Source organism: Bdellovibrio sp. KM01, assembly GCF_013752535.1.
Classification (GTDB): domain Bacteria; phylum Bdellovibrionota; class Bdellovibrionia; order Bdellovibrionales; family Bdellovibrionaceae; genus Bdellovibrio.
The window spans coordinates 330703-357316 of the sequence record NZ_CP058348.1 but is presented as its reverse complement, the minus strand read 5'-3'; the positions used below and the strand labels follow the sequence as shown (position 1 = coordinate 357316).

At 45.6% G+C, this 26614-nt stretch carries 23 protein-coding genes; 11 read left to right on the top strand and 12 right to left on the bottom strand.

From position 1 onward, the window contains the following. The first annotated feature begins 9 nt into the window (after positions 1-9). The 3 genes from HW988_RS01875 to HW988_RS01865 all read left to right on the top strand — a co-directional run bounded on the left by HW988_RS01875 (position 10) and on the right by HW988_RS01865 (position 2821). Entirely contained in the window at positions 10-663 is a 654-nt protein-coding gene (locus tag HW988_RS01875) for an HAD family hydrolase (RefSeq protein WP_181605985.1), read from the top strand. A gap of 125 nt (positions 664-788) precedes the next feature. Beyond that, complete coding sequence (locus HW988_RS01870; protein ID WP_181605984.1) at positions 789-1649, top strand: PilZ domain-containing protein; 861 nt, start codon at positions 789-791, stop codon at positions 1647-1649. 83 nt (positions 1650-1732) lie between these two features. Beyond that, positions 1733-2821 carry a hypothetical protein gene (locus HW988_RS01865; RefSeq protein ID WP_181605983.1) on the top strand — a complete coding sequence of 363 codons (1089 nt, stop codon included), beginning with the start codon at positions 1733-1735 and terminating at the stop codon, positions 2819-2821. Here the strand turns inward: HW988_RS01865 and HW988_RS01860 are convergent. Then, positions 2818-3414, bottom strand: coding sequence for a hypothetical protein (locus HW988_RS01860; RefSeq protein WP_181605982.1), 597 nt, complete (start codon positions 3412-3414; stop codon positions 2818-2820). The genes HW988_RS01865 and HW988_RS01860 overlap by 4 nt on opposite strands. Positions 3415-3722: 308 nt before the next feature. On the opposite strand from HW988_RS01860, the gene HW988_RS01855 reads away from it, so the two are divergent. Further along, positions 3723-6788, top strand: a complete 3066-nt coding sequence (locus HW988_RS01855) for an efflux RND transporter permease subunit (protein ID WP_181605981.1) — start codon at positions 3723-3725, stop codon at positions 6786-6788. Positions 6789-6838: 50 nt separating this feature from the next. Here the strand turns inward: HW988_RS01855 and HW988_RS01850 are convergent, their stop codons facing one another. The 3 genes from HW988_RS01850 to trxB form a co-directional block, all read right to left on the bottom strand. Then, a complete protein-coding gene (locus tag HW988_RS01850) occupies positions 6839-8122 on the bottom strand; it encodes a hypothetical protein (protein WP_181605980.1) in 1284 nt (427 codons plus the stop codon). Positions 8123-8297: 175 nt separating this feature from the next. Then, positions 8298-8795 carry a response regulator transcription factor gene (locus tag HW988_RS01845; RefSeq protein ID WP_088616303.1) on the bottom strand — a complete coding sequence of 166 codons (498 nt, stop codon included), beginning with the start codon at positions 8793-8795 and terminating at the stop codon, positions 8298-8300. 154 nt (positions 8796-8949) lie between these two features. Further along, positions 8950-9894, bottom strand: a complete 945-nt coding sequence (gene trxB / locus HW988_RS01840; RefSeq protein WP_181605979.1) for a thioredoxin-disulfide reductase — start codon at positions 9892-9894, stop codon at positions 8950-8952. Positions 9895-9990: 96 nt separating this feature from the next. Here trxB and HW988_RS01835 point away from each other — a divergent pair, with 96 nt between their 5' ends. Next, positions 9991-10278, top strand: a complete 288-nt coding sequence (locus tag HW988_RS01835; protein WP_181605978.1) for a 2Fe-2S iron-sulfur cluster-binding protein — start codon at positions 9991-9993, stop codon at positions 10276-10278. On the opposite strand, the gene HW988_RS01830 is transcribed toward HW988_RS01835, so the two are convergent. From HW988_RS01830 to HW988_RS01820, 3 genes are all read right to left on the bottom strand, one after another. Next, positions 10269-10979 carry a tRNA (guanosine(46)-N(7))-methyltransferase TrmB gene (locus HW988_RS01830; protein ID WP_181605977.1) on the bottom strand — a complete coding sequence of 237 codons (711 nt, stop codon included), beginning with the start codon at positions 10977-10979 and terminating at the stop codon, positions 10269-10271. The genes HW988_RS01835 and HW988_RS01830 overlap by 10 nt on opposite strands. 6 nt (positions 10980-10985) lie before the next feature. Continuing rightward, positions 10986-11987 (bottom strand): cation diffusion facilitator family transporter, encoded by a 1002-nt coding sequence (locus tag HW988_RS01825; RefSeq protein ID WP_181605976.1) that lies wholly within the window; start codon positions 11985-11987, stop codon positions 10986-10988. 143 nt (positions 11988-12130) lie between these two features. Continuing rightward, on the bottom strand, positions 12131-12439 hold the full coding sequence (locus HW988_RS01820; protein ID WP_255490155.1) for a response regulator transcription factor: 309 nt from the start codon (positions 12437-12439) through the stop codon (positions 12131-12133). A gap of 474 nt (positions 12440-12913) precedes the next feature. Between HW988_RS01820 and leuS the strand changes: the two genes are divergently transcribed. The 4 genes from leuS (at position 12914) to HW988_RS01800 (ending at position 18951) form a co-directional block, all read left to right on the top strand. Continuing rightward, entirely contained in the window at positions 12914-15319 is a 2406-nt protein-coding gene (gene leuS, locus HW988_RS01815) for a leucine--tRNA ligase (RefSeq protein ID WP_181605975.1), read from the top strand. Between the two features lie 73 nt (positions 15320-15392). Then, a complete protein-coding gene (gene speA, locus HW988_RS01810; protein WP_181605974.1) occupies positions 15393-17297 on the top strand; it encodes a biosynthetic arginine decarboxylase in 1905 nt (634 codons plus the stop codon). Between the two features lie 319 nt (positions 17298-17616). Beyond that, positions 17617-18189, top strand: a complete 573-nt coding sequence (locus HW988_RS01805) for a hypothetical protein (RefSeq protein ID WP_181605973.1) — start codon at positions 17617-17619, stop codon at positions 18187-18189. Between the two features lie 132 nt (positions 18190-18321). Beyond that, positions 18322-18951 (top strand): BON domain-containing protein, encoded by a 630-nt coding sequence (locus tag HW988_RS01800; protein ID WP_181605972.1) that lies wholly within the window; start codon positions 18322-18324, stop codon positions 18949-18951. Positions 18952-19051: 100 nt separating this feature from the next. Here HW988_RS01800 and HW988_RS01795 read toward each other — a convergent pair whose 3' ends face one another. The 3 genes from HW988_RS01795 to HW988_RS01785 are packed head-to-tail and all read right to left on the bottom strand — an operon-like array spanning position 19052 to position 22752. Continuing rightward, on the bottom strand, positions 19052-20080 hold the full coding sequence (locus HW988_RS01795) for an ABC transporter permease subunit (protein WP_255490154.1): 1029 nt from the start codon (positions 20078-20080) through the stop codon (positions 19052-19054). After that, complete coding sequence (locus HW988_RS01790; RefSeq protein WP_181605971.1) at positions 20077-21108, bottom strand: ABC transporter permease subunit; 1032 nt, start codon at positions 21106-21108, stop codon at positions 20077-20079. Before HW988_RS01790 ends, HW988_RS01795 begins: the two co-directional genes overlap by 4 nt. Before the next feature lie 24 nt (positions 21109-21132). After that, the gene (locus HW988_RS01785) at positions 21133-22752 is read right to left on the bottom strand and encodes a peptide-binding protein (protein ID WP_181605970.1); all 1620 of its coding nucleotides are present in this window, start codon (positions 22750-22752) and stop codon (positions 21133-21135) included. A 150-nt stretch (positions 22753-22902) separates the two neighbouring features. On the opposite strand from HW988_RS01785, the gene HW988_RS01780 reads away from it, so the two are divergent. Together HW988_RS01780 and HW988_RS01775 are read left to right on the top strand one after the other, a co-directional pair. Beyond that, on the top strand, positions 22903-23970 hold the full coding sequence (locus HW988_RS01780; protein WP_181605969.1) for an agmatinase family protein: 1068 nt from the start codon (positions 22903-22905) through the stop codon (positions 23968-23970). Beyond that, entirely contained in the window at positions 23963-24322 is a 360-nt protein-coding gene (locus HW988_RS01775; RefSeq protein ID WP_181605968.1) for an arsenate reductase family protein, read from the top strand. Before HW988_RS01780 ends, HW988_RS01775 begins: the two co-directional genes overlap by 8 nt. Positions 24323-24645: 323 nt before the next feature. Here HW988_RS01775 and dinB read toward each other — a convergent pair whose 3' ends face one another. Beyond that, a complete protein-coding gene (dinB, locus tag HW988_RS01765; RefSeq protein ID WP_181605967.1) occupies positions 24646-25716 on the bottom strand; it encodes a DNA polymerase IV in 1071 nt (356 codons plus the stop codon). A gap of 32 nt (positions 25717-25748) precedes the next feature. Continuing rightward, positions 25749-26594, bottom strand: a complete 846-nt coding sequence (locus tag HW988_RS01760) for a 1-acyl-sn-glycerol-3-phosphate acyltransferase (protein ID WP_255490153.1) — start codon at positions 26592-26594, stop codon at positions 25749-25751. Between the last annotated feature and the right edge of the window lie 20 nt (positions 26595-26614).

Genomic DNA, 26614 nt, shown 5'->3' with positions numbered 1-26614 from the left:
ATAAGGTGCATGAATCCTCTTTTAGTTTTTGATCTTGATGGCACATTGATTGACTCCGCTCCCGATATCATAGTCGCAGTCAACCGCACTTTGAAAAATCATGGCAAACAGACGCTAAGTGATAAAGAAATCATCGCGCATATCGGGGAAGGCCTTAAAAAGCTCCTCGCAGATCTTTTCGTTAACGACAATTTGTCGCCGGCACAGATCATCAACCTCGAAGCCGAATTTTTGCAAATATACGAAGAGGAAATGCTGAATAAAACACAGATCTATCCCGAAGTGGAAAACTTTCTGGGTAGCTATGCAGGCCCGATCGCAATTATCACCAACAAAAACGAAATCCCGGCAAAGTTGATCATCCAGCATCTGGGTTTGCATCGTTTTCCGTGGGTGAATGTCTTTGGAGCAGATACTTTGACCGAAAGAAAACCAAGTCCACTGCCATTGAATACAATGATGAAACTTGCAGGCCATCACCCGCACAACACTGTGATGATCGGCGATGGTATACCAGATATGGTTTCCGCTCAGCGTGCGGGCGTAACGTCTCTGGCCATCGAGTTTGGCTACACCCCTCCCGACATACTTATGAAGTACGAACCAAAAGCATTTCTGAAAAATTATTCGGATTTATCCTACATTTTGAAACAAATTTTCTGATATTTGTGCGACTGAGAATCTCACTCTGAGACGAAGAAAATTCGTGGATTTGGAGTGAGCACTGAGTTCACTAAAGTGAGTCCAGGTTACTTAAGTGTGTTCCCCAATAACCGATAACTTTAGTAATGAAGACTCAGGGGAAAATTTGGCTTTTCTATGAAGCCGAAAAGAAGGAACAATCCAAGCCAATGTCTGTGGTTCAGGCACAGGTATTTTTGCTGTCGTTGAAAAAGAACGACCATCTTAAATACTTCATCTGGACACCAGGATGGCCCGATTGGACTTGCGTAAAGGATTTCCTGAAGTCAGGTCAGAGCTATTTCGTCATGACCAAACCACCTCAACCTGCAAACCAAAGCGAGCAAACCGAAAAGCACTACACTTCCAGTGAAGATAGCACTCAGGTCATTGCCGCAGAGGAAACAGAAAAAACCAATTCGGGAACGATGATTACAATGTCGGGACTATTTACTAAAGTCCGAGATGGTAAGCCCATGAAGAACTCCAATCCCGTCGACTATGGTTACTATCACCATGACTTTAATGGTGATGATCTGGATATTTCTAAAATCAATAAAGTCGGTATTCCTGAGAAAGTGAAAGTTTACGAAGAAACTGATTCTCGCAACGAAGATTCAGATCGCCGCAAAGACACTCGTCATGAATTCAAAATTGAAATCATCCTGGTTTCAAAAACCAAATCCTTCCGTACATTCTCTCGAGACATCTCGATCAGCGGTACGCAGCTGGAAAAAGAAATTCCTCGCGAGTTCCTAAATGTTCCGTTTGATTTGATCATCGTGAATCCTTATGAAAAGGACACAGCTCGCGGTCGTCTGCTTTTCAGAGCAAAAATCGTTGGTGACATGACCGATCCTCGGCGACTAATGTTCATCGAACAAGATGAGGGTATGACTTCAAAACTCGACACCCTACTTAGGTCCTACCTTAAAGCACAAGCTGCGAATAAAAAAGCCGCTGGTTAAAAATCCAATATATTTAAGATTCTTAATTAAAGATTTCTTAACAACTCGCCGATCTCAAAGTGAAGCGCGTTTAAGGAGATTTCATGAAGAATCTATTTCCTATTTCCTCAATGGTGATTCTGTCTGTTGGTCTGAGTGCCTGCGAACCGAAGGTTGAAGACTCGGCAAGCTCAGGAACTCATTTATATATCACCTCGGGCACCTGTTATGTGGGAAATGGTCTTACAGCAGAAACACCTTCACGCACTGTTAGCAAATTGAATTTATCCACGGGTGTGGTTGATGAAATCGTCATGGACTACAACACTGTGAATTCCACAGATAGACCGCAAGCGGTTCTAAACTCAGATGATTCAAACCTGTTAGTCTTGGTTGAAAACTCCACCAGCAATGCTCGCAGGATTGATTTGGTTAAAAAGAAAGGGAGCAGCCAATTCTCCACTTACTTTAGTGACAGTACGACTCTGACGAATACAGCTGCGCACATCGTTCGCAATATGTTTCGGACACCAGATGGTGGTCTGCTGATTTCAAAAAGTGTTGCCGTAGAAAAAATCAGTTCCAGCAAAGGACGTGTCACTGTCGGTGCCAATCCATTTATCAATGCACCCACAGGTGGTTCTTGTGGCACGACTAACAATTCCTTGATCACAGCAGTTGTGGCCGTTTCTAATTCAAAATATATCTTTGCCCATGCCGCCGCGACACCCAACAATCGCGTGGTCTTCGTTAATAATGTGAACGGTTGGTCGGCCGCCGCAGATTGCACAACCGCAGTTGCCGCACCCGCAACGACAACATACCCAACAGCGATGGTTTATATTCCCTCGACGACGACCGCCAATACGGGATACTTGCTGGTCTCTTACTCCAGTAGTACGGCCGCTCAAGACTATATTTATGCTTATGATGTGAATGAAACGACGGGTGCGATTACTGGCGCAACGAAGGCCTATGAAAATGCATCCGTTCTACGCGGTATCTCTGCGATGACTTACGACTCAAATAGTGGCGGAGTTTTTGTGGCCAATGGATCGACAACTTTGGCGAATGGGATTGAACGTTTCACTTTCGACGCAACTTCAAAAACACTGACCCGTGACGGTACAGTTCCATTTGCAGGAACAAGTCTTTACACGAAATGTATCACGGGAATGACTGTCGCTAACTAAGGCTGTCTTTCAAAGACATCGATCATCGACATGTATTTTTTTAGAGCTTGCACATAGCTATTCTGCTCAGGAATAGCTGTTTTATCGATTAAAGCTTTTGATCTTCCAAAATAGATATAAGGCAAATAGTCAGCATACTTATCTGGAGTAATATGATCTAGATGGTATGTTTTAATTCTGGTTTTCATTTGCTTTAGGGCTTCAATCAAATAACCCATCGTCGCAATCGCAGCATTCTCTGGGATATACAAGTTTTCAGAAGTGATTCCAAATTTCTCGACGACCGCTGCTGGTAAGAACTTAATCTGCGTCAGACCGCGACTGTTTGGGTCAACCCCTTTACCTGTCGTCACCGAGCGCATAACTTTCGCTAAGCTCACGGCCCAAGGCATCGTTTCTTTTACTTTGTACCGCGCACTTTCTCCAAAGCGAGTTTCGCGTCCTAAAATACCCACAGACATCTGGGCCAGTAAGGTGTACTCGTCACCGCTCACTTTATACATTTTCTGAAGTTCAATCTTATTCACAGCAAGGGCCTGAATGAAACGGCGCACTTGGATAGTTTGCACCTCATCAGAGTTTGGTACCAACATAATTTGACAGTCGTCACAGTCCGACTCCAGCCATTTCCACGACTGAAAACCCTGATCCTGAAGCAGAGCAGTTTCCATTTGTGAAGACCAAGATGAGGATTGAGAAAAGGCGTGCCCGCTGTCTAACAAAACGACAGCGACAATTAGTGCTATTCTAATTGAAAGCCAAAATTCCTTTAATTGCATTTCAGGTCCCTATTCTCCTCTGAAGAATGATGGTTGCAATTTGATTGCCTAAGTTTTTTTAAGGTAAAAGTGATTGATCTATAGGGAATCCCTAGGGAAGCTAGGACCTTACGGAGGATTCCATGGGGTTGATTGATCTTTCCATTCGCCGTCCCGTTTTTGCCTGGGTCATCATGTTTGCACTGATTGTTTTTGGTGCCATCTGCGGAAACCGCATGGGGATCAGCCAACTGCCTGACGTAGACTTTCCCATCGTCAGCGTCTCTGTCACTTACGAAGGTGCCGCACCCGAAGTTGTCGAAGCTGAATTAGTCGATCCGATCGAAGAACGCCTTTTAGCAATCGAAGGTATCAAAGAAATGCGTTCTTCTGCTCGGCAGGGAGCTGGAACCGTAACTTTAGAATTTGATATCAATCGCAATGTCGATGTGGTCCTGCAAGAAGTACAAACAGCCCTAAGCCAATTGCGTTTGCCACAAGGTGTGGACCCTGCGGTCGTCAGAAAACAAAATCCTGAAGAAGATCCAATCATGATTGTCTCTGTTTACGGGGATGCTTCTTTAAAAGAAATGCTGAACTGGACCAACAATTACCTGTTGGATCAATTGCGCTTCCTTCCCGGTATCGGCGAAGTCAGCATCGGCGGCTTCAGCGAAAGGAATCTGCGCATCTGGCTGGATGTCACCAAGCTTGAAGCGAACTATTTGACAGTGAATGACGTCGTTGCCGCTCTGGCAAGTCAGCACTTGGAAAGTGCCGCCGGTCAATTCACCGAGAAAGACCGCGAATTGCGTGTCCGCTGGCTGGGTGAAGCCAGCAACGTGAAAGAAGTTGGTGATATTCAAATCCTTAATCGCGGCGGTCAACGCATCCAAGATCGCTCTATCTTTATCCGCGACGTCGCCCGGGTGGAAGATGGTCTTTCTGATGTTCGTCGTCTTGCCCGCTTTGAAGGACACCAAGCAGTAGCCATGCAGGTCCGCAAGCAACGGGGCACCAATGAAGTTCAAGTGGCGGACGCCGTCTTAAAGAAACTGGCGGAAATCAAAGACAGCTTTCCAAAGGGTTATAGCTATCGCGTAAATGTTGACTACACTCGCTCGACCGAAGCGACTGTGCATTTGACCTTGGAAAAACTTTGGGTCGCAGCCCTGATCACCATCGTCATTTGCTTTTTATTCCTGGGAAGCATACCAGCCGCGATCAATATCTTATTTTCTATTCCCACCTCCATTGTCGGAACCTTTACGATTCTATATTTCTCGGGCTTCACCTTAAATCTTTTTACCCTGCTCGCGTTGACGCTTTCAATTTCGATCGTCGTCGACGATGCGATCATGCTTTTGGAAAACATCATTCGCCACTACCGCATGGGTAAGGGCTCAGCGAAAGCCGCTTCAGATGGGGCGAAAGAAGTTCTACCTGCCGCTATCGCTGCAACTCTCGCCGTCGTGGCGGTTTTCCTTCCTGTTGTGTTCATGGATGGAATTATCGGAAAGTTCTTTTTCCAATTTGGTATCACTATGAGTGCCGCGGTATTACTGTCGCTTTTGGAGGCCGTCACGATCACTCCGATGCGTGCTGCTGCCTTCCTAAGCAGCGAACCGAAAGTTTCTAAGCTTGAACACTATTTGGATGTGGTTTTTGAAAACTTCTCTCACGCTTATCAAAGGGTTTTAAAAGTCACGCTGAACTGGAAATACACAGTCGTCATTGTTTCCTTCATTTTCTTTGCCATATCGATGTTCCTGATTACAAAAGTTCGTCAGGAGTTCGTGCCCGCCCAAGACCAAAACTTTATCGTTATCAACGCCCAAGCTGCTCCCGGCACGTCCTTACAGACAACCAGCGATATGACGAAACTGCTGGAAGATATCTTGCGAAAAAATCCGAATGTTCAGGGCTTTGTCACTTCGATTGGTGGCGGCGGTGGTTCCAGCAACGTTAATCAGGCATTTATCCCCGTAACACTTATTCGGCGAGCAGACCGCAAAGTGAATCACGTGCAGGTTATGAATGAACTGCGCAAAGAATTTAAATCCGTCAAAGGCATGCGCATTTCCATGCGTGATGTTTCCGCTCGAAATCTTTCATCGGGCCGTCAGAATCCCTTAGCCATCAACTTAAGGGGTGCTGATCTTAAAGTCCTTCAGGATAAATCTATCGAATTAATGGAACGCTTGGAGAAAGAAAATCTTGCTGTGGATTTGGATTCTGATTTCCGCTCGGGGATTCCAGAACTGATTCTGACACCAAATCGTAAAGCCATGGCTGATCGCGGAGTTTCTATTGAAACTGTGGGCCAGCTTTTACAAGCAGGCATCGGGGGACTTCGTCAGGGTCGTTACACTGCTGACGGACGACGTTACGATGTACGTTTCAAAATTAACGAAAACCAAATTCAGAAACCAAGTGATTTCAAACGACTGTATGTCAGAAATAACTTCGGCAATTTGATTCCAATGTCCCAACTGGTAAATATCAAGGAAGAAGGTGCTATTCAAAGCATCAGCCGCGTGAATCGCCAAAGGGCGATTTCGGTATTTGGAAATTTGGCTCCCGGCCAATCTCAGGCGGCGGTCCTGGCCCGCACCGCCACCATCGCTAAGGAAATCCTTCCCCCAGGATATTCATATGCCCTTGAAGGAGCCTCTGCTGGATTCGCACAATCCTTCCAAAGTCTTTACTCCGCCTTGGCGATCGGTATCTTGGTGGCCTATCTGATTCTGGCGGTACAGTTCAACTCATTCATCCACCCGATCGCAGTGCTTGTGGCCCTTCCCTTCAGCGTAAGCGGAGCTTTGATGGCGCTATGGTCCTTTGATGTGTCCCTGAATCTGTTCAGCTTTATCGGGTTGATTGTGCTAATGGGTATTGCGAAAAAGAATTCGATTTTGCTGGTGGAATTCACCAATCAAGTTCGCAGGCACAACAAAGAAAGCATTGCCTCGGCGATCCTGGAAGCCTGCCCTGTGCGTTTAAGACCGATCCTAATGACATCTGTTGCAACGATTGCAGCTGCGGCTCCGTTGATTATCGGAACAGGTATAGGTTCGGAGACTCGTCTGCCAATGGGTCTTGCGATCATCGGCGGCACGATCGTATCTACATTGTTAACTTTGTTCGTGGTCCCAGCACTGTACCTGATGCTGACCCCTCTTGAACGCACCAAAGAAGTACAACTTTAAAAAGAAAAAGCCCGGCTCATCACCGGGCTTTTTTTTGCTTTTCGGAAGGTTTATTTAGGAGCTTTTACTTCGTCAGATTCTCTTTCGCTCAATCCTTTGCTATCAAAGAAAATACTGTTTTTGCGAGTTACACGATACAAAAGTTGTGACTTGTTTTTACGAGGTACTTCGATCTGAAGAGTCGTGCGCGCTCCCGTAATTACGGCGCTCGCCATTTTCAAATTCTTCCAAGATGAAAAGCCACAAGTTCCAGTCCAGCCGTATTCACAAACTTGCACAGTGTAATCAATTACCAGTTGCGCATTTGGATCGTCACCTCCCGGGATAAACTGAGGATCAACATCTAAAACGAACGTCGGCTTATCACCCACAAGAACGAACGACTCCTGGCGGATCAGGTTGTTCGGCAAAGGACGCAAGATACGATTCACTGCCTTAACATCAACTACCACATTCTGACCGTTTGCAGATGAATTCGTCATCGCGTAGGTGTTGTATCCTTCACCATCAACGGCAACAACTTTACCCATTTCATCAACTTTAACTGTGATCACATCTTTTTCAGATTGCATCAACAAAGCGCCTGTCACATTTACTGTGACATTGAAAGTTCTTGTCTCAACAATTCTGCGTTTTTGGATGTCACGGGAATTTTGGAAAGGAACTTGAACCAGTTTAGAGATAACCAGATCACAGGATCTTTTTACTTCCTGACATGTGTTTCCTGCATAACCAAGCTTCGTGATATTTTCATAACGATTGTTTTCAAGAACCATTGTCGCAATACTGCGCTTGATCACATTGCGATCAGCCGCCATGTTGATCTCGCGAGAAAACTCTGCCCATGATCTTGGTTTGGATTTGAAGTAACCTTTAGCCACTAGATTCTTTGCAGAAACTTCGCCGATACCAGAGATAGCTGCATCCAAAGCTGCTGCTTTTCTGTCGCCACTCGCAGAATAGAATGCATCCCACAATTCACTCTTACCTGCAGATTGAGTACACTGAAAGTCAGAACAAGTGCCTGGAACAACAACTTCCTGATACTCAGCACGGTAATCAGTAAAGTATTCTGTTTCTGTCCAGATCATCTCTTGGTTTACTTTTGCTTCACTTGTAGCGCTTCCAGATGGGCTTGCACCCGTCACAGAGATATTAACAGTGCCACGACCCCAAACCAATTGAGGCGCACCTGCTGGCGCACGATCGCCGGCTTTAAGATAAATGATACCAGGCTTGTTAGAGGGAACGTTTTCCATTGTTGTGACTTCAGTGTGAGCACAACCAACTGCCGTCATAGCAGCCACTAATAAACTACCGAACACTAACTTCATAATGTCTCCTTGTAGTCATTAGGTTATGTTGTTCAGCATTCAAACGGTAGCGAGCCAGAATCAAATCTGGACCACGATTCCCGAGTGTAATTCGCCCGCGTTTACGTCATGTTTACAAAGAAAAAAGGCCCGCGAATTCCGCAGGCCTTTTTCTAACTTTTATTCGAATTGTAGTTTACGGATTCATTTTAAGAAGCGTTTCAACAGTCTTCTTAAGCTTATCAACGTCGAACGGTTTCTTAATGTAATCGTCTGCGCCGATTTCGAAAGCTTGCTTCATGTCTTCTTCGGAAGCTTTTCCGGAAACAAACACCAAAGGAATTTTCTTGAGGTCTTTGTTTTCTTTAAGCAGCTGAGCCAGCTCGAAGCCATTCACCCAAGGAAGACCCACGTCCAAAAGAATCAAATCAACTGGGTGATCATCCAAAACCGTAGAAAGTTCTGTGGCATCAGCTGCAAGCTTCGTCACATAACCTTCGCTCTCAAGGATTCTTTTCATTGCAGAACGCATAGTTTCGTCATCTTCAATAACCAAGATAACTTTTGGATCGAGCTTTTTCTTAGCCTCACGGAATTGATCCAAATCAACCACATCCTGACTCGCAATACGAGCCTTCGTGATCTTCTCAATCTTGTTAACCAAATCCTTGGTATTAATTCTTTTGTCTTTCATAAATTCCCTTTAAAAAAGCTCCGCGCAATAAAAGTTGGTCAAAATGGTTCAGTCGCAAGGCGGAGGGTTGGACCCACAGCGCAGGTGTGCTCCAAGCACGTCGGAGAGAGGACCCAGCCCGACAACGCAGTCGGATGGGCCATTTTCACCAACTTCAGTGATGAGACTCCGACTCTAACCAGCGTTCAGCGTCGATCGCCGCCATACATCCAGTGCCCGCAGCTGTGATCGCTTGGCGATATACTGAATCTTGCACGTCTCCGGCAGCAAAGACACCAGGAATATTCGTATAGGTCGAGTTCGGTTGAGTAACCAAATAACCTGTTTCATTCATATCCAAGATACCTTTGAACAAATCCGTCGTTGGTTTGTGTCCAATTGCGATGAACAAACCAGTCACGTTCATAGTTTGGGTTTCACCCGTTTTGATATTGTGAACTTTGGCACCTGTCATAGATTTACCGTCACCCAAAACTTCAGTCACTTCAGAATCCCAGATCACTTGGATTTTTGGATTCTTCATAGTTCTGTCAGCCATGATTTTCGAAGCTCGGAAATGGTCACGTCTGTGAACCACGTAAACTTTCGAAGCAAAGCGAGTCAGGAACTGAGCTTCTTCCATTGCTGTGTCACCGCCGCCAACAACGATAATTTCTTGATTGCGGAAGAAAGCGCCGTCGCAAGTCGCACAAGCAGACACACCACGGTTCATATAAGTTTTTTCAGAAGGCAAACCCAAGTACTTAGCGCTTGCACCTGTAGAAATGATGATCGATTTAGCCAAGTGAAGTTTCTCGCCAATCCAAACTTTGAATGGACGTTGAGAAAAATCAACTTTCGTTACATTGCGAGTGATAAAGCGAGTGCCGAAACGCTCTGCTTGTTTTCTCATCACGGCGATCAGGTCTGGACCTGTTACACCGTGCTCAAAGCCCGGGTAATTTTCAACTTCAGTAGTGATCATCAATTGACCACCAGCTTCTTCACCTTCGATCATCAAAGGTTCCAAGTTTGCACGACCCGTGTAAACCGCAGAAGTTAGACCCGCAGGTCCTGAACCAATAATGATGACGTTTTCTACTTTTTGATCTTCAGACATAAATACCTCTTAGAATAGACGCCTAAAGCCTAACACAATTAGGACCCATTTCATTACTTCTTTGCTTGTTTTGGAGTGCGTCAGCTACAATGAGACATGCCTGTGATTTCTTTTAAGAAAAATAGAACTCCCCTGACGGTGGAAACGGGAGCGAACCTCATGGAAGCCCTGCTAAATGGCGGGCTCCCCGTGGCTTCCAGCTGTTCCGGAGACGGCGTTTGCGCAAAATGTCGTATTCAGATTGTTTCGGGTGCAGAGAATCTAACGGTCGAGAATGAGACAGAAAAATTCCTGAGAGAAACCAAAAAAGTCGCCTCTGACAGCCGTATCAGCTGCCAGGCTCAGGTCATGGGCGACATCACTGTCGATGCGTCTTATTGGTGAGGCTTTTGTAAACGCACGAAGTTGATTAAGATGCCTTCGCGTAAAAAGATTTTTTCAAAAGCCGTTTCGAAGTTTTCTGCCTTAATCGGAGAGTTGTGCAGGTCACGAGTCTCATACAAGACATTGTATTTGCTCTGACGGATTTCATCCATCGCCCAGTCAAAATAAACCAAGGAATCTGTTTTGAATTCAATGATCGATCCTGGTTTTTGCAAATCGAACAAGATATCCAAATTCAATTTTTGTACAAAACGATTTTTAGGCTTCTTAGGGGAAGTCCATGGATCCGGGAAATGAATGAACACATTATCAATTTCACCAGGAACAAAAATATCCGTCAGATTGAATGCGTGGAAACGAGCCACAGCAGCGTTTCTGCAGCCCGCTTTATCAGCGCGGCGAATTGTTTGGATCAACGGTTTATATTTTAGCTCCAAACCCACAACCATACGATTTGGATTTTTTTGAGCATAGTGAGCGAAGTGAGTTCCGTTGCCAGTACCAACTTCCAAATCCATTGGAACAGACGCATCGGTTTTGAAAACGTCAGAACGCCATTTACCTTTATTCGCAAGAACGCGCGTTTCATCAAATGCGATGTGAGAATACTCACCGTTCAAAGCCAACGTATAGTCAGTTTGGTGAGGAAGATCCGTGGTTACATTGATTCTGCGTTTAGTGGAAATAGGAGCGTCTGTCATGCCCCACTAGTTAGACTCTGGGGGCCCTTCGGTCAAGCTTTTCACTGTGAAAGGACGACGTGCCTGGAACGGCTGCAAACGAATTGGGCAATCAGGCATATCACACTCAGAACAGTAGGATTTTTTACAAGGGTCCAAATGGAAAGCCAGTTCCCCGTCAAAGATATAATCCGCGACGACGGCTTTTTCAAAATCCTGAGACTCACTATGAACTTTGGCAACATCCCAGTATTCCGGCACCACCAAATGGGCATCCACGTGGTGAAAGCGGCCGTTGCGCATGATACGCAGCTGATGAATATTGATGATGCCAGGACGACGGTTTTTTTCTAAAGCATCACACAAATCCGTCAGTGATGTTTCACTGATTTCATCCAACAAACCACCCATGGATTCACGAACAATATTGTATCCCGAGTAAGCCAGTTGCAAACCGATTAAAATGGCAATCACAGGGTCAAGCCACTGAATATCTGTGAGCAATACCAACCCCAAACCGAGGATAACCCCAACCGTGGTAACAACATCAGAAATAACGTGGGCGCCACTTGCCTGCAAAGCTTCTGAATGATGAGTTCTGCCGACACGCTTCAAATACAAACCCAATAAAAGATTTAAAAATGCTGCTCCGGAAACAATAGCGATACCAATTTCCAACTTTTGCGGAGGGTGAGGAAAAAGCAACGCCTTAACCGATTCATAGATAATCAAAATAGCGGCGGAAAATATCAGACCACCCTCGAACGCCGCCGAGAAGTATTCAGCTTTGCCGTGTCCGTAAGGATGTTCACGGTCGGCTGGCTGCGCAGAAAACCAGATCACATAAAGGGCAACCAAAGACGCCACCACATTCACAATACTTTCCAAGGCGTCGGAAAGAACCGCTGCCGATCCCGTCAAACGGTACGCGACAACCTTCATCACAAAAATCAAAAAACTTGCGATCGCAGAAATCAATGCGGCTTTATTGCGGACCTTGTCTGATTGAAAGGATGAAGTAGTGACCATAAGAGGGTTTTCATAAATCCCACCTCAACAGTCAATGAATTAATAATTACTTATGAATCAGCTCTGCTGACAGGGTGCCAAGCTAGCTGGCTGACTTTTTACGAGCAAGGGATGGCGGAAGGATTTCCACCACTTTGGCTTCATCAGGTTTGTAGTAACTGACGAGAGTTTTCAGATACGAAAACGCAGGAAACATGTGACAAACGTTCACGGATTGCGCGTAACACACGCAAGCCCGCCATCGATTGTGCCATCCAATCCAAGATAACGACGTGAGGAATCCACGACTCGATCAGCTTGTGAGCTTCACCTTCCGTCGTCACACCACGCGCATCGTAACCCTCCCAACGGAGAGGCTCCAACAGTATTTCTAAACTGTCTGGATCGTCGTCAATCACAAGGATACGGCGACTTTTAGGATGTTTATTGCTACCAGTTTCAAAACCACTCATCTACACACCAGTATAACTTTGACGTTCTCTTCGGTTTAGTTCTGGCTCGAGTTGAGTCCAAAATTCAGTCTTATGTACTGGGTTAAATTTGCCCCCTTTTCCCTAGGCTTTCGTGGGGTCGCCTGTCGGGTGGGATGGGGGAGTTATTTGCTTCGGACAGGTCCTCCCTCGATTTAATCAAGGGCTCTTGAACTCTGACTTTTGGCTCGCTGCGGAACTTGCAACTAGCTCCCCCATCCCACCCGCCAGGCTCCACAAGAAATTTGGGGAGGGTGCGAATTTACTAGTTATTAGACTCAATAGGATTCAGTTCGGGCTAAAAATACCTAAGAGAAATGCAGTTGAAGATGCCTGAGGTTTATTCGAGGATTGGTGCAGTCCTGGGGGTATCGGTCATTGCGGGTTTCTCGTTGAATTGTTGAGGGTTCTTCGATAGTTATGGTTGATCTAAATTGACTTCTTTGGAGTGTTTTTATGAGTTTGAATTTTAGTGAGATTGAGAAGAAGTGGCAGAAAAAGTGGGCGGATGCTGAGGCTTTTAAGGCTGAGGCGACTTCTTCTAAGCCAAAGTACTATGCGTTGGATATGTTTCCTTATCCTTCTGGATCGGGTTTGCATATTGGGCACATGGCTTCTTATACACCGGGTGATATCGTTTCTCGCTACAAACGTGCGAAGGGCTTCAACGTTCTTCATCCGATGGGTTACGATGCATTTGGTTTGCCAGCGGAGCAATATGCTATTCAAACGGGAATTCATCCTGCGATCACGACTGAAAAAGCGATCGAGAGCTTCCGTAAAACTCTTCAATCATTCGGATTCAGCTTTGACTGGAGTCGCGAGATTTCCACGGCCGAGCCTAAATATTACAAGTGGACTCAATTCATTTTCTTGAAACTGTTCGAGCGTGGACTTGCTTACCAAAAAGAAGTTCCTGTGAACTGGTGCCCAGAACTTAAAACAGTTTTGGCAAACGACGAAGTTATCGATGGTAAGTCAGAGCGCGGTGGTCACCCGGTTATTCGTGTTCCGATGAAACAGTGGATGCTTAAAATCACAGATTATGCTGAACGTCTTTTGAACGACCTGGATAAATTGGATTGGCCAGAGCGCACCAAGGAAGGCCAACGCAATTGGATTGGTAAATCCGAAGGCGCACGCGTTACTTTCAAAGTTAAAGACGAAGCGGACTTGTCTTTTGAAGTCTTCACGACCCGCCCTGACACCTTGTTTGGCGTGACTTTCATGGTGATGGCTCCGGAACATCCGTTGGTTAAAAGAATCACGACTCAACCTCAACACTCTGCGGTTGAGGACTATGTGCTTGCGACTTCTCGCAAATCTGAAGTTGAGCGTAAAGCGACGACTGAAAAAACAGGTGTATTCACAGGCGCACATGCGATCAATCCAATTAGCGGTGAAAAAATTGAGATCTGGATTGCTGATTACGTTCTGACTGACTATGGAACAGGTGCCATCATGGCGGTTCCGGGGCACGATGCTCGCGATCACGAGTTTGCGACGAAATTCAATCTACCAGTTAAACGCGTACTTGAAGGCGGCGAGACTTTGCCATTCGAAGGCGACGGAAAATTGGTAAATTCTGATTTCCTAAATGGCCTTTCAAAAAACGAAGCGATCAGCAAAATGATCGCACACCTGGAAGACAGAAAACTGGGTACTCGCGAAGTTCAATACAAACTTCGTGACTGGTTGTTTTCTCGCCAACGTTATTGGGGCGAGCCGTTCCCGATCGTCAACCTTGCTGGTGGCAAACAAATGGGAGTTCCCTACAACGAACTTCCTGTGATGTTGCCGGAAGTGGCAGACTATGAGCCATCTGAAACTGGGGAAGCCCCTCTTGCGAAAATTCACGAGTGGGTGAATTACCAAGGGAAAAATGGCGAGGCCGGTCGTCGCGAGACAGACACGATGCCAGGCGCCGCTGGTTCTTCTTGGTATTTCCTTCGTTACATCGATCCTAACAATGACGCAGCTCCATTTGATCCAAAGGCTGAAAAGTACTGGATGCCAGTGGATCTTTACGTGGGCGGACCGGAGCACACGGTGGGTCACTTGTTGTATTCACGTTTCTGGATGAAGGTTCTTTTCGATTGCGGTCTTGTGACTCACGACGAACCATTCCAAAAACTGGCGCACCAGGGGATGATCTTGGGCCCAGATGGCCAAAAGATGTCAAAATCTCGTGGAAACGTGATTTCTCCGGAGGAGATCGCAAAAACTCACGGGGCTGACTCGATCCGTATGTTTATCAGCTTCATGGGTCCTTTGAACGCCGATAAACCGTGGTCTCCAACTGGAATCGACGGTGTGAAGCGCTTCTTGGATCGCGTAGGCCGTCTGGTTGTTTCTGACGACGGCAAGTACGTTGCCACGAAGGACGCTTTGCCACCGGCTATTGAGAAATTACTTCATAAAACGATAAAAAAAGTCACTGACGACATCGAGTCGATGAGCTTTAACACAGCGATTGCGGCGATGATGATCCTGGTAAATGACCTTTACAAGGCTGAGTGCCGCTCTGAACTGGCTCTAAAACCACTCGCGCAAATCTTGGCGCCTTTTGCTCCGCATTTGGCTGAAGAATTGTGGGAAAAAATGGGCGGTCGGGGACTTTGCTCTTTGGCTCCATGGCCGAATTATGATAGTAACCTTTGCGCTGATGACACTGTGACAATCGGCGTGCAGGTGAATGGAAAAATGCGCGGCACGATCGAAATTGGAGTTGCTGCTTCTGAAGAGGAAGCACTGACTGCGGCGAAAGCCGTGCCCGGTGTTAATTCTGCACTTTCTGGCAAAGAACCTGATAAGGTGATTTACAAAGCTGGAAAGATTTTGAATCTTATAATCAAAGCATAGGGCCTATTAGTTGGCCCTGGCGTAACTACTCCGGCCAAGCCGGAGTGCTTACAAGCAAGTGAGGGCAACTACGATGTCAAATTGGAGTCCTGAAAAAAGCGCGGCGCTTTACGGTATCAACAACTGGGGCAACGGTTATTTCAGAATTAATTCAACGGGTACTGTTTCGATTACTCCAATGGGTGCCAACGGCCCCTCTGTTGACCTTCACGAATTGACTCAAGATCTTTTGGACCGTGGTATCCGCGTTCCAATCATGATCAGATTCCCTGACATCATCAAATCTCGCGTTGAGCTTTTGAACGGTTGCTTTAAAAAAGCATTCGCCGACCATGGTTACAAAGGTAACTATAACGGCGTCTACCCGATCAAAGTGAATCAACAACGTCACTTGGTTCAAGAAATTGTAAAATACGGCAAAGACTTCAACATGGGTCTGGAGTGCGGTTCTAAGCCAGAACTTCTTGTGGTTCTTGCTTTGATGAACACTGAAAATGCGTTGATCATCTGTAACGGATTTAAAGATGCTGAGTACATTGAGACAGCAATCCTTTCGCAAAAGCTAGGTCGCAACACAATCATCGTTGTGGATCGTAAAGAAGAATTGAAAATGATCGTGGACGTGGCGAAGAAATTCAACACTCGTCCAAAAATCGGTTTCCGCGCAAAATTGAACACTCAAGGTGCGGGTAAATGGGTTGATTCTTCTGGTGCTCGCTCTAAATTCGGTTTGACGGCATCTGAAATCGTTGATGGCGTAGAGTACCTTAAAGCTGAAGGCATGCTTGATTGCTTGGAACTGATGCACTATCACATCGGCTCCCAAGTTCCGGCGATCCAATCTATCAAGTCTTCTCTTAAAGAAGGCATTCGCTTCTACGTAGAGCTTCATAAAATGGGCGCGGGCCTTAAGTATCTGGATGTCGGCGGCGGTCTTGGTATCGACTATGACGGTTCCGGTCACTCTGACAGCTCTGTAAACTACTCTGAGCAAGAATACGCGAACGACATCGTTTCAACTGTTCAAACTCTTTGTGATGAAAAAAACATTCCTCATCCAAATATCGTAACTGAGTCAGGTCGCTTCCTGGTGGCCCATCACTCCGTGCTTGTTTTCAATGTATTGGGTATGAATGACCTTCACCGTAACGAACCACCTCGTCCGGCGACTAAGTCTGATCCTTCGATCATGCAAGACATGCAGTACATCTATGAAAAAGTGAACAAAGATAACATCAATGAGTGCTTCAATGACCTTGAGCAATCCAAGAATGAAACTTTGCAGCTTTTCACTTACGGCGTTCTTTCCTTAGAACAACGTGCATGGTGTGAATCCATGTACTTCACTATCGCTACTAAGATGGTGAAATTGGCGAAGACAGTTCCAGACACTGAAGACATCATCGCCGCTCTTTCTAAAGAGTTGTGTGACACTTACTACTCGAACTTCTCTTTGTTCCAATCTCTTCCAGATTCTTGGGCGGTTGGTCAGTTGTTCCCGGTATTGCCGATTCACCGCCTGGGCGAAGAGCCTACGCGTGAAGCGACTTTGGCGGATTTAACTTGCGACTCTGACGGTGTGATCGAAAAATTCATCGATACAGATTCTGGCGAAGCGAAAGAAACCATCCGTTTGCACAAGTATACTGATGGCGAACAATACTACTTGGGCGTGTTCTTGACGGGAGCTTACCAAGAGATCTTGGGCGACTTACACAATCTATTTGGCGATACAGATGCAGTTCATATCTCTTTGAATGGCGTTGGTTATACAATTGATCACTATGTTCCAGGCGACACGGTGACTGAAGTATTGTCATACGTTCAGTACGGCAGATCAGAAATGGTCGATAACGTTCGTCAAGCCACTGAAGACTCTATCCAAAAAGGCTCGATCACAAAACAAGAAGCAAAACTTCTGATCAAGCACTACGAAGAAGGTCTTTCAGGCTACACTTACCTAGAAGAAGCTGAGTAATTTGAATTCAAAAAGTTAAAAATGAAAAGCCGATTCACCAAAAATGAATCGGCTTTTTTAATGCTCAAAAGGTACGGACACACTTTCTCCAATGTTGCATTGGAGAAAGTGTGTCCGTACCTTTTTGCTTTGCTAGACTTATAAGGTTCTCTTTCTTTCTCCATAAGGCGAAGCAGCAGCTGGAGCCTTCTACCTATCCCTACAGCCAGCTTCTTTCCACGACCATATACCAATTCGGTGAAACACTCTGCTGTACCTTTTGACCGTCTGTGAACGGATTGAAAAGCTCTTAGAAGGCACATTTTGGAGACCGTCTTCTATGATGAGATATATCTTTTCTTCTTTGGTTATTTTCGTAAGCGCTATCACTGGAACTGCGAAAGCAGAACCGGCACCCGGTCCGATTGTTGATCCAACGACCATCTGTGATGGTGGCGTTTGCTCTGAGCCGATGCAAAACATCGTAGAGGGTTACGCCCAAGGCGTTTCTGGTTTCGCCAATCAAGGTTTAACGGGTTATTCTGGCAAGTGCTTTCATTTAAGCTCACAGTTCGATCCGAACTATGCACATCACGGCGGGTTCATTTTTGAAAAATCTGAAAACCAGATCGCGATCAGTGGGATGTTTAATTTCTTCTATTCAGAAGATCCTTATCAAGACATGACAGCGCAAGAGATGAAACAACGTTTTGCCGAAAACGGTTCAAAGCTTAGCCCAGGAACTGAAACTGCAACCGAAGTCCAACTGGCGCATATCTATGATGAAACAGACATCCGATATTCTTATCGTAGTGATGTTTCTAAAAAGAACGTATTCGTCATCGGCACAACGTCAGATAAAGGCGGAAACGTATCCTCTGCTGTATTCTGCAAGATGCTTCGCCATCCTTAAGCTGAATTTTCGGCCAGCTTTCGCTGGCCATCAGTACCGACCCTGATTTGTATTCTGAAATATTACCAACTCAGTATTCGGGGATCCCTGCCATTCATGCCATCCTAAACTCAATCATACCAGGAGTTTAAGATGCAAAGTTCAAATTACCGCCCTCCCAGACGTCGCGACAATGAACTGCGTGCCATCCAAAGAGAGCGTCGAGAAATTCAATATTCCCCCGAAGAACTTCAACGCCAACAACAGCGTTTCTCAAATCGCAACGAACGCGACAGCTCGGAATCTGATTCAAACTTTTACGATTACGAGCGCAATCGCGAACATCTTCGTTACGCCTCCCCCGATTTTAATACGGGATATGGTCATGATGCGAATCGACCGCTGCCACGGGATTTTATAGCCCACTCTGATTATGAATCTGAAAAACGCATGAAAGAGATGAACCAGGAAGACTGGACAGAAAGAGATTTCCAACCCGAGCGACATCGACGCAGACGCAATGATAAAACTTTGCAAACTGAGATTTCCCATGTACTGGCGCAACACCGGGGAATCGACGCCCGTGATATTGACGTTCAGGTCACCGACGGCATCGTGACACTGACTGGATTTGTGCCGGAACGAAGAATGCGCTATTTGGCCGAAGATATTTCAATTGATTGCTATGGTGTGATTGATGTGACCAATCAACTCATAGTAAGCCGCACTTCAGAAGCCGAAGCTCGCTTTGGCGGAAGAAGGACGTTTGGACATCGCCCCTAAAACAGACGATGTCTCAAAAACAAAAAACCCGCCGTCGCGAAAGCTATGGCGGGTTTAAATTTTCAGAACTCGTTCGCCGAAACTTCAGCGAAGGAGGGATCTACATTTTAGAATCGAAGGCGTCGCGAACTGCTTTACCGATATTATTCAGAAGCGTTAATGTCACAACCATCGCGATCAATGGACCCCATACAAGCCAGCCGGCAATAGTCGCCCACTTTTGTGCTTGCGCCATCAACTCACCCCAAGAAGGAGTTGGTGGAACCAATCCCAGACCCAAGTAATCCAGGATCGAAAGAGCGTACACGTTTGCAGAGATAGCAAACGGTGCGAACGTAATGATCGGAGTCAAAGCATTCGGAAGGATGTGGCTTGAGATGATACGAGTATGAGTCGCACCGATAGCTGCTGCTGCTTCTACGTATTCACGCTTACGCAATGATAGGAACTGCGCACGCATGTAAGCAGAAATACCAGTCCAACCCAATAGCGCCGTCAAACCTGCCAATACCACGATGTTCGGAGTGAAGATCGAGATGATCGTGATCAATACGAACAAATAAGGAACGGATTCGACAACCTCTACGATACGCTGACCCACAAGGTCCACGCGCCCGCCGACATAACCCATTACTGAACCCATCGTGATACCGATAAGGTAAGTAAAGATCCATGCACCGATAGCGAAAATCATCGTGTAACGGAAACCGTAAAGAAGACGTGTCATCACGTCACGACCGGATTCATCCGTACCCAACCAGTTGTACTTAGTCGGAGGAGAAGGATAAGTTTCCACAGTACGGTTACTTTCGTATGGATTCCATTGAATCAATGGCCACACGGCCCAATCGCCCTCTTTCAATTCAAGAGCGCGGTAATCCATCACATAGATATCATCGCGGCCCAGTTGAGACGGATGGTATTCTTTGAACAATGGGAAGTAAGTCTGACCATTGTAGTGAAGAATATGAGGGTGACTGTTCGCCCATAGCTCCGCAGTGAAGCTGAAAAAGAACATCGCAAGCAAGATCCAAACGGAAATAACAGCGACACGGTCGCGCTTAAAGCGTTTATAGCGTTTAAGCGTAAGCTCATTTTTAATAAGATATTTCTGAATTGGATCCATCATTTGAAATCAATCCTTGGGTCAACAAGTACGTAGATGACGTCGCTCAGAATACGACCCACCATCATCAGCATCGCCGAGATAAAAGTAATACCCATGATAACATTGTAATCACGAGCCAAAACCGATTGGTAACCAAGCAAGCCCATACCATCAAGGTTGAACATCTGCTCGATAATCAAAGAACCAGCCAAGAACACACCCAAGAAACCACCCAAACCAGTAGCGATTGGGATCAAAGCATTTCTAAGAGCATGTTTATAAACGACAACCTTTTCAGAAAGACCTTTTGCACGAGCCGTACGAACAAAGTCCGACTTAATAATGTCGAGCATGGAGTTTCTCATAAGGATAGAAAGCTCAGTGAAACCACCAATCGTGTAACAGATCAATGGAAGAACCATATGGTGAGCACGATCCAAGAATCTGTTCCAAGTGGACATAGATTCGTAGTCATCAGACTGCAAGCCCCCTAATGGGAACCAGTTTGAACGGCTAGCAAAGTAAATCAATGCGATACCAAGAATAAGAGGCGGAATTGCGTAGGTAAAGTTCAGAAGCAATGTCGACACCTTGTCGAAGCCCTGCCCGGCCTTGATGGCCTTTCGAACTCCCAGCGGAATACACACAATATAAGTGAGAATCAAAGTGAACAATCCAAAGATCATTGAGACTGGAAGTTTACTTTTGATTACATCGATAACTGGCTCTTGATAAGTGAAGCTTTCGCCGAAATCCAGGCGAGAGATATTTTTAAGCCAGATAAGGTAGCGCATGTGAAGAGGCTTATCGAAACCATACTGTTTCTTCAAAGCCTCGATAACTTCCTCGTTGACGCCCGTGTCGCCACGGCCGCCTACGCTGGATGCTCCACCGCCACCACCAGCCGCTCCGGAACCGAAACGGATAGCTTGTAGCTTTTGCTCAATAGGGCTGCCAGGAGCCAAATTGATGAGCACAAAAGTAACAACAGTGATCCCGAAAAAAGTCGGGATCATTAGAAAAAGTCGACGGATCAGGTATACGAACAAGGTCCTACTCCCGAGAAGTAACTATTAAGGTTTAACCCACCAGTAGTCTTTACCAACTTCGTATTTGAATGTCTCTGCAGGCATGCCCATACGTGATGAATTTGCATAAAATTCATACTTATCGTTGAAAAGGAACGCGTAGGGAGCGTCTTCAGCGATCTTTGCGTATACTTTTTTCAGCATAGCAACACGTTTAGCTTTGTTCGGCTCAACACGAGCGTCGTCAATTAGCTTGTCAACTTCAGGGCTTTTGTAAGCGATGAAGTTTGAACCACCTGGAATCGCGTTAGAAGAGTGCCAGATTTGTTTTGGATCTGGATCAACGGAACCGCCGCCCCAACCCATAGTCACTGCGTCGAAGTTACCTTCATCAACCAATTTCAAGAATGAATTCCACTCAAGGTATTTCAATTCCATGTCGATGCCGGCTTTTTTCAAATCTTCGCGGTACATAGTCCAATATTTCTCAACGTCTTTATTTGCGTAAAGAAGAGAGAATTTGAATTCTACTTTTTTGCCGTTCATTGTTTTTTCAAGCACACCGTTTTTATCAGCGTCTGTCCAGCCAGCTTTACTCAAAAGCTCTTGAGCTTTCTTAGGGTTGTACTCGATAGCTTTGTTGCCTGGATTGTATTCAGACTTAATGTAAACAGCACCGTTAGCAAGATCAGACATGCCGTAACGGAATTTTTTGTTCATCTCTTCACGGTTCAACAAGTGAGCCAAAGCGATACGAACATTTTTGTCTTGGAAAATTTCTTTACGTTGGTTCCAACCTACGAAGCCGTAAGATTTTGGAGCATCATTCGCAACTTTGTGCTTGATGATTGTTTTACCCCAAGCTGGAGCAGAAGTTTTCTTCATGAATGATTCGATACGAAGATCGATGTAATCCAACTCACCTTTTTCAGCTCTTACCAAAGTTACGTTTTCGTCTTTGAAGAAGCGAAGAGTGATTGTGTCGAAGTTGAAGTAGCCCTTGAAAGCTGGATCAGTGTTGCCATACCATTTGTCGAATTTTTTCAACTGGATCATTTGACCACGGTCGAACTTCATCAGTTTGTATGGACCCGCACAGATCAACTCGCGGTTCATTTTTTTAGATTTGTTAACATCGCTGTAGATATCTTTTGGGATAACCGTCAACTCTGCAGCAGAGTCGAAGTTTTTGAAGTAAGAGTCTTTAGCGTAGAATTTCACAGTGTGAGGATCTACAACTTCAACTTTTGCCAAACCTTCGTAGTACGGGCGCAAGTGAGCAGCTTCGTATACTGGGTTGAAAATAGCGTCGAAAGAGAATTTTACGTCTTCCGCAGTAACTGGTTTACCATCGTGGAAGACTGCGTTCTTGCGCAAGTGGAATGTGAATACTTTATTATCTTTGGAGACTTCCCACTTTTCAGCCAAACGAGGTTTCCAGTCGTAAGTTTCTGAATCACGAGACAACAACCCTTCGCACACGTAGTTCTGAACATATCTTGAATAAATGTCAGTTGATGTGATCGGGTGAACCGTAGGTGGTTCGCCACCAAGGTTGTAAACGAAATTTCCGCCTTGTGGTGCAGATGCATTTGGTGCAGTCGCGAAAGCGGGAGCGGTCAAAGCTGAACTCAAGATGAGCAGCAAAAGAGCCTTCATATTCATTGTGTTTCCTCCAAAGAATTTCGCTGGGAAATTGTATAGTTCCCAAAGTGGGCTTAAAATGGGTTATGCGCCAAAAATAATCAAGTTATTGCTCGATTGACACATTGTTTAAATGCTATAAATTCTAGCGCATTTTCAAGGAGATAAGCAATGTCTGAAAAGACAGAAAAAACGGCACCAAAATTTGATCCAACGACAACCATTTCTGCAGAGTTTGGAATCTTCGGAATCCCAATGACAGAAGAGGAATCCAAAGTCGTTCTTGTCCCAGTTCCCTGGGAAGTAACAACCTCATACGGCGAGGGAGCGTCTCGTGGTCCACAGATTATCCGTGACGCCAGCGAGCAAATCGATCTCTTTGATATCGAAGTCGGCAAAGCTTACGAAGTGGGATACCACATGCGCGAGTTGTCAGAAGATTTGCTAAAACAAAACGACAAGTACAAAGCTGTTGCCCAAGAATTAATCAGCATGCGCACAAGCATGAGCGATGACACAGCCAAAATGGATAAATTGGCAGCTGAAGTGAACGCAGCATGCGAAAAAATGTCACAATGGGTTTACGATCAGTGCTCTGACGTTTTGAACAAAGGCAAACTTTTGGGCATGGTCGGTGGCGACCACTCCACTCCGTTGGGGGCGATTCGTGCGGTGAGCGATAAGTTCAAAGGCGACTTTGGTGTTTTGCATATTGATGCTCACGCCGATCTTCGCGTGGCTTATCAAGGCTTTAAACAATCTCACGCTTCGATCATGTACAACGTGATGACTGATGCGAAGAAACCAAAAAAATTGGTCCAAGTCGGCATCCGTGATTTCTGTGAAGAAGAATACGATTTCAGCGAATCTCGTCCAGACATCAAAACATTTTATGATTTGGAACTTAAGCGTCGCATGTTAAAGGGCGAAACTTGGGAAAAAATTTGCCAGGACATCCTGAAAGAACTTCCGCAAAACGTTTACATTTCTTTTGATATCGACGGTTTGGATCCAGCGTTCTGCCCTCACACAGGAACTCCAGTTCCCGGCGGCATGAGTGTTGACCAAATTTTCTTCTTGTTCCGCGAAATCCACAACTCAGGTCGCAAGATCATCGCGTTTGACTTGAACGAAGTATCCACTGGCGGCTTGGAGCCTCATGAAGTTGAGTGGGACGGCAATGTGGGCGCCCGTATTCTGTATAAAATGTGCGGCTGGTTGGTGAAATCAAATGCTTAAGGTTTACGAATACGCGAAATGCTCGACATGTGTAAAAGCGCTGAAGTTTTTGGATAGCAAAAAAGTATCATACCAAAAACTTCCGATCGTCGAGAAAGCTCCATCACAAACGGAACTTAAGAAAATGCTCGCCGCTTTGAAAGAACGCGGCGGCAGCTTGAAAAATCTCTTCAATACTTCCGGTTTGGTTTACAAAGAAATGAAGCTTTCTGACAAGCTTCCTTCCATGACAGAAGCTGAAGCGATCAAACTCTTGTCTGAAAACGGCAAACTGGTAAAGCGTCCCTTCGTATTAAGCGATGACGTGGCCCTGGTCGGCTTCAAAGAAGACGAATGGAAAAAAGTTTTCTAAAAAGTACGGACACAGGCTGGCGTAGTGCTGCCACCAAAAGTGTGTCCGTACCTACTAGCCTTTGATCCCTAAGCGAGTATCTTCGCAATTATCTGTGCCATAATGAGTTCATGAATAGAGGAGGTTATATGATCAGCCTCTCAGTAGTGATAATCACCATGGTAGCAATCATTGGAGCACTGTGGATGATAATAAAATTTAATAAAGGCGAAGAGCTCACCAAAGTACACCGTGATAAATACGACGGTCATCAGCATACAAAAAGAAAAGTTAGCTGAAGAATTTGAGCCACGCCCACAGAACACAACAATATCGCATTAATATTAAATAGCGAATTTAAGTTGGGATGAGTGAATTGACTCATCCTTCTTTTTTTCAGAGCCCAGGCGAACTCCCAAACCAATCAGACGAACCGCGACTGCCCGACGATGCCAAGCTTTATCCAGCAGGCGTTCAAAATCCTCTTGTGTGGGCAGTGTATGAACCACTTCTTCGTGAGTGGTGGATTTGAAATCAAAGAATTTAAGCTTTACGACCATGCCTTTGACTCGGTCCTGATACTGACCGCGCTCCAAGCGCTCCATAAAGTCTTCATACAAACCTGGAATGCGGGCTTTGCATTCTTCAAAGGTCATAAGGTCCTTATTGTATGTCTCTTCGACGGTCAGGGATTTGCGCTCCCATTCCGTGATAACTTCACGGTTATCGATTCCGCGAGCATAGTCGTATAAATCCTGAGCTCGGGATCCAAACCAGCGATGAAGCTCTGGCACAGAATACTTTTGGACATCACCTAAAGTGTGAAGTCCCACGTCGTGCATTTTCTGAGCTGTGACTTTACCCACGCCGAAAATTTTTTCCACCGGAAGTTCTTTCACGAAGCCCTCGATATCCTGAGGACGAACCACGAATTGTCCGTTAGGTTTTTTCCAGTCACTGGCAATTTTCGCCAAGAACTTATTCGGAGCAATACCGGCCGAGGCTGTGAGATTAAGTTCTGTATAGATCAGACGACGAATTTCTTGCGCGATCAGAGTGGCGCTGCCACCGAACTCTTTGCAATCTGTGACATCAAGATAGGCCTCATCCAAAGACAATGGTTCAATTTTCTTGGTGAAGCGCTCGAAGATCTCCCGCACCTTACGGCTTTCCTCTTTATAAAGATCGAAGTGTGGAGGAATCAAAATCAACTGTGGGCACAAACGCACAGCTTGTGAGGATGGCATTGCTGAGCGCACGCCAAACTTACGAGCCTCGTAACTTGCAGTACAAAGAACACTGCGAGTATTGGGAGGCCCCCCGATACCCAAAGGTTTCCCCTTAAGCTCCGGATTGTATTTCACCTCGACGGCTGCGTAAAAGCAGTCCATATCCACATGGATAATCTTCTTCATTTACACATTATTTACATATCGAAATCAGGACGTCAAGTGGGGTCTGTCTCAAGGTCCGTAGGGAATTGCTCTGCAGCAGGAGGGACCTGCTGAACCGGCACAAACTTCGCTGAAATCATGGCGTGCGCCTTATCAGCCAAAGCGCCACGCTCGTCTTCGGGCTTGGCGTGCAGGATTTCCAGGTATTCAATTTCGGCAGTAACGGACTTTAAACGCAAGGTCTTCCAGAAGTACTCCACGAAAGTGGCATCACCATACCAGCAAACAGCATCGCGCCATTTGGTATTGAAAGCCTCACCATTGATACTTCTAAAATTAATAACCACCGGCTGAACAGGAACCCCTGCCTCTGCTGCGGCCATCATCAAAGTACGTTTAAAAGGTAAAACTTTTTCTCCATTAGTCGAAGTCGCCTCGGGATACAGAACGATATTCAGTCCGTCTTTCAAAGACTCCGCCAGGCGCTTCATCTCACTTAGGATTTTAGTGCGACTGCGACGCTCAACATAGAAACAACCCGCAAGCTCGGTGACAGGCCCCAGCAATGGAGTTTCACGCATTTCATTGGAAGTAATAAAAGACATTGGCTCGATACCCGCTAGTAAAAGGATATCCACAAAGCCCATGTGATTTGCGACTAACAAACTTCCCGCATGTTTCGCAGCGGGCTTGTTAATGACTGTCAGTTTAATTCCTAAAGCATTGCGCGCGATCAAACCGCAATAACGGCTGGCGTTGGCAGAGAATCTGCGACGACGTTTACTGCGATCACGAGTTGTGGCAGCAATGAATAGCGACGTGATAACGTACACGCTCAAATAGAACAAAAAGAATACGGCTTTAATAAGACCACGAATTGTCGACGTAATAGATTCCACGTTGTCTATTATAAGGTGTT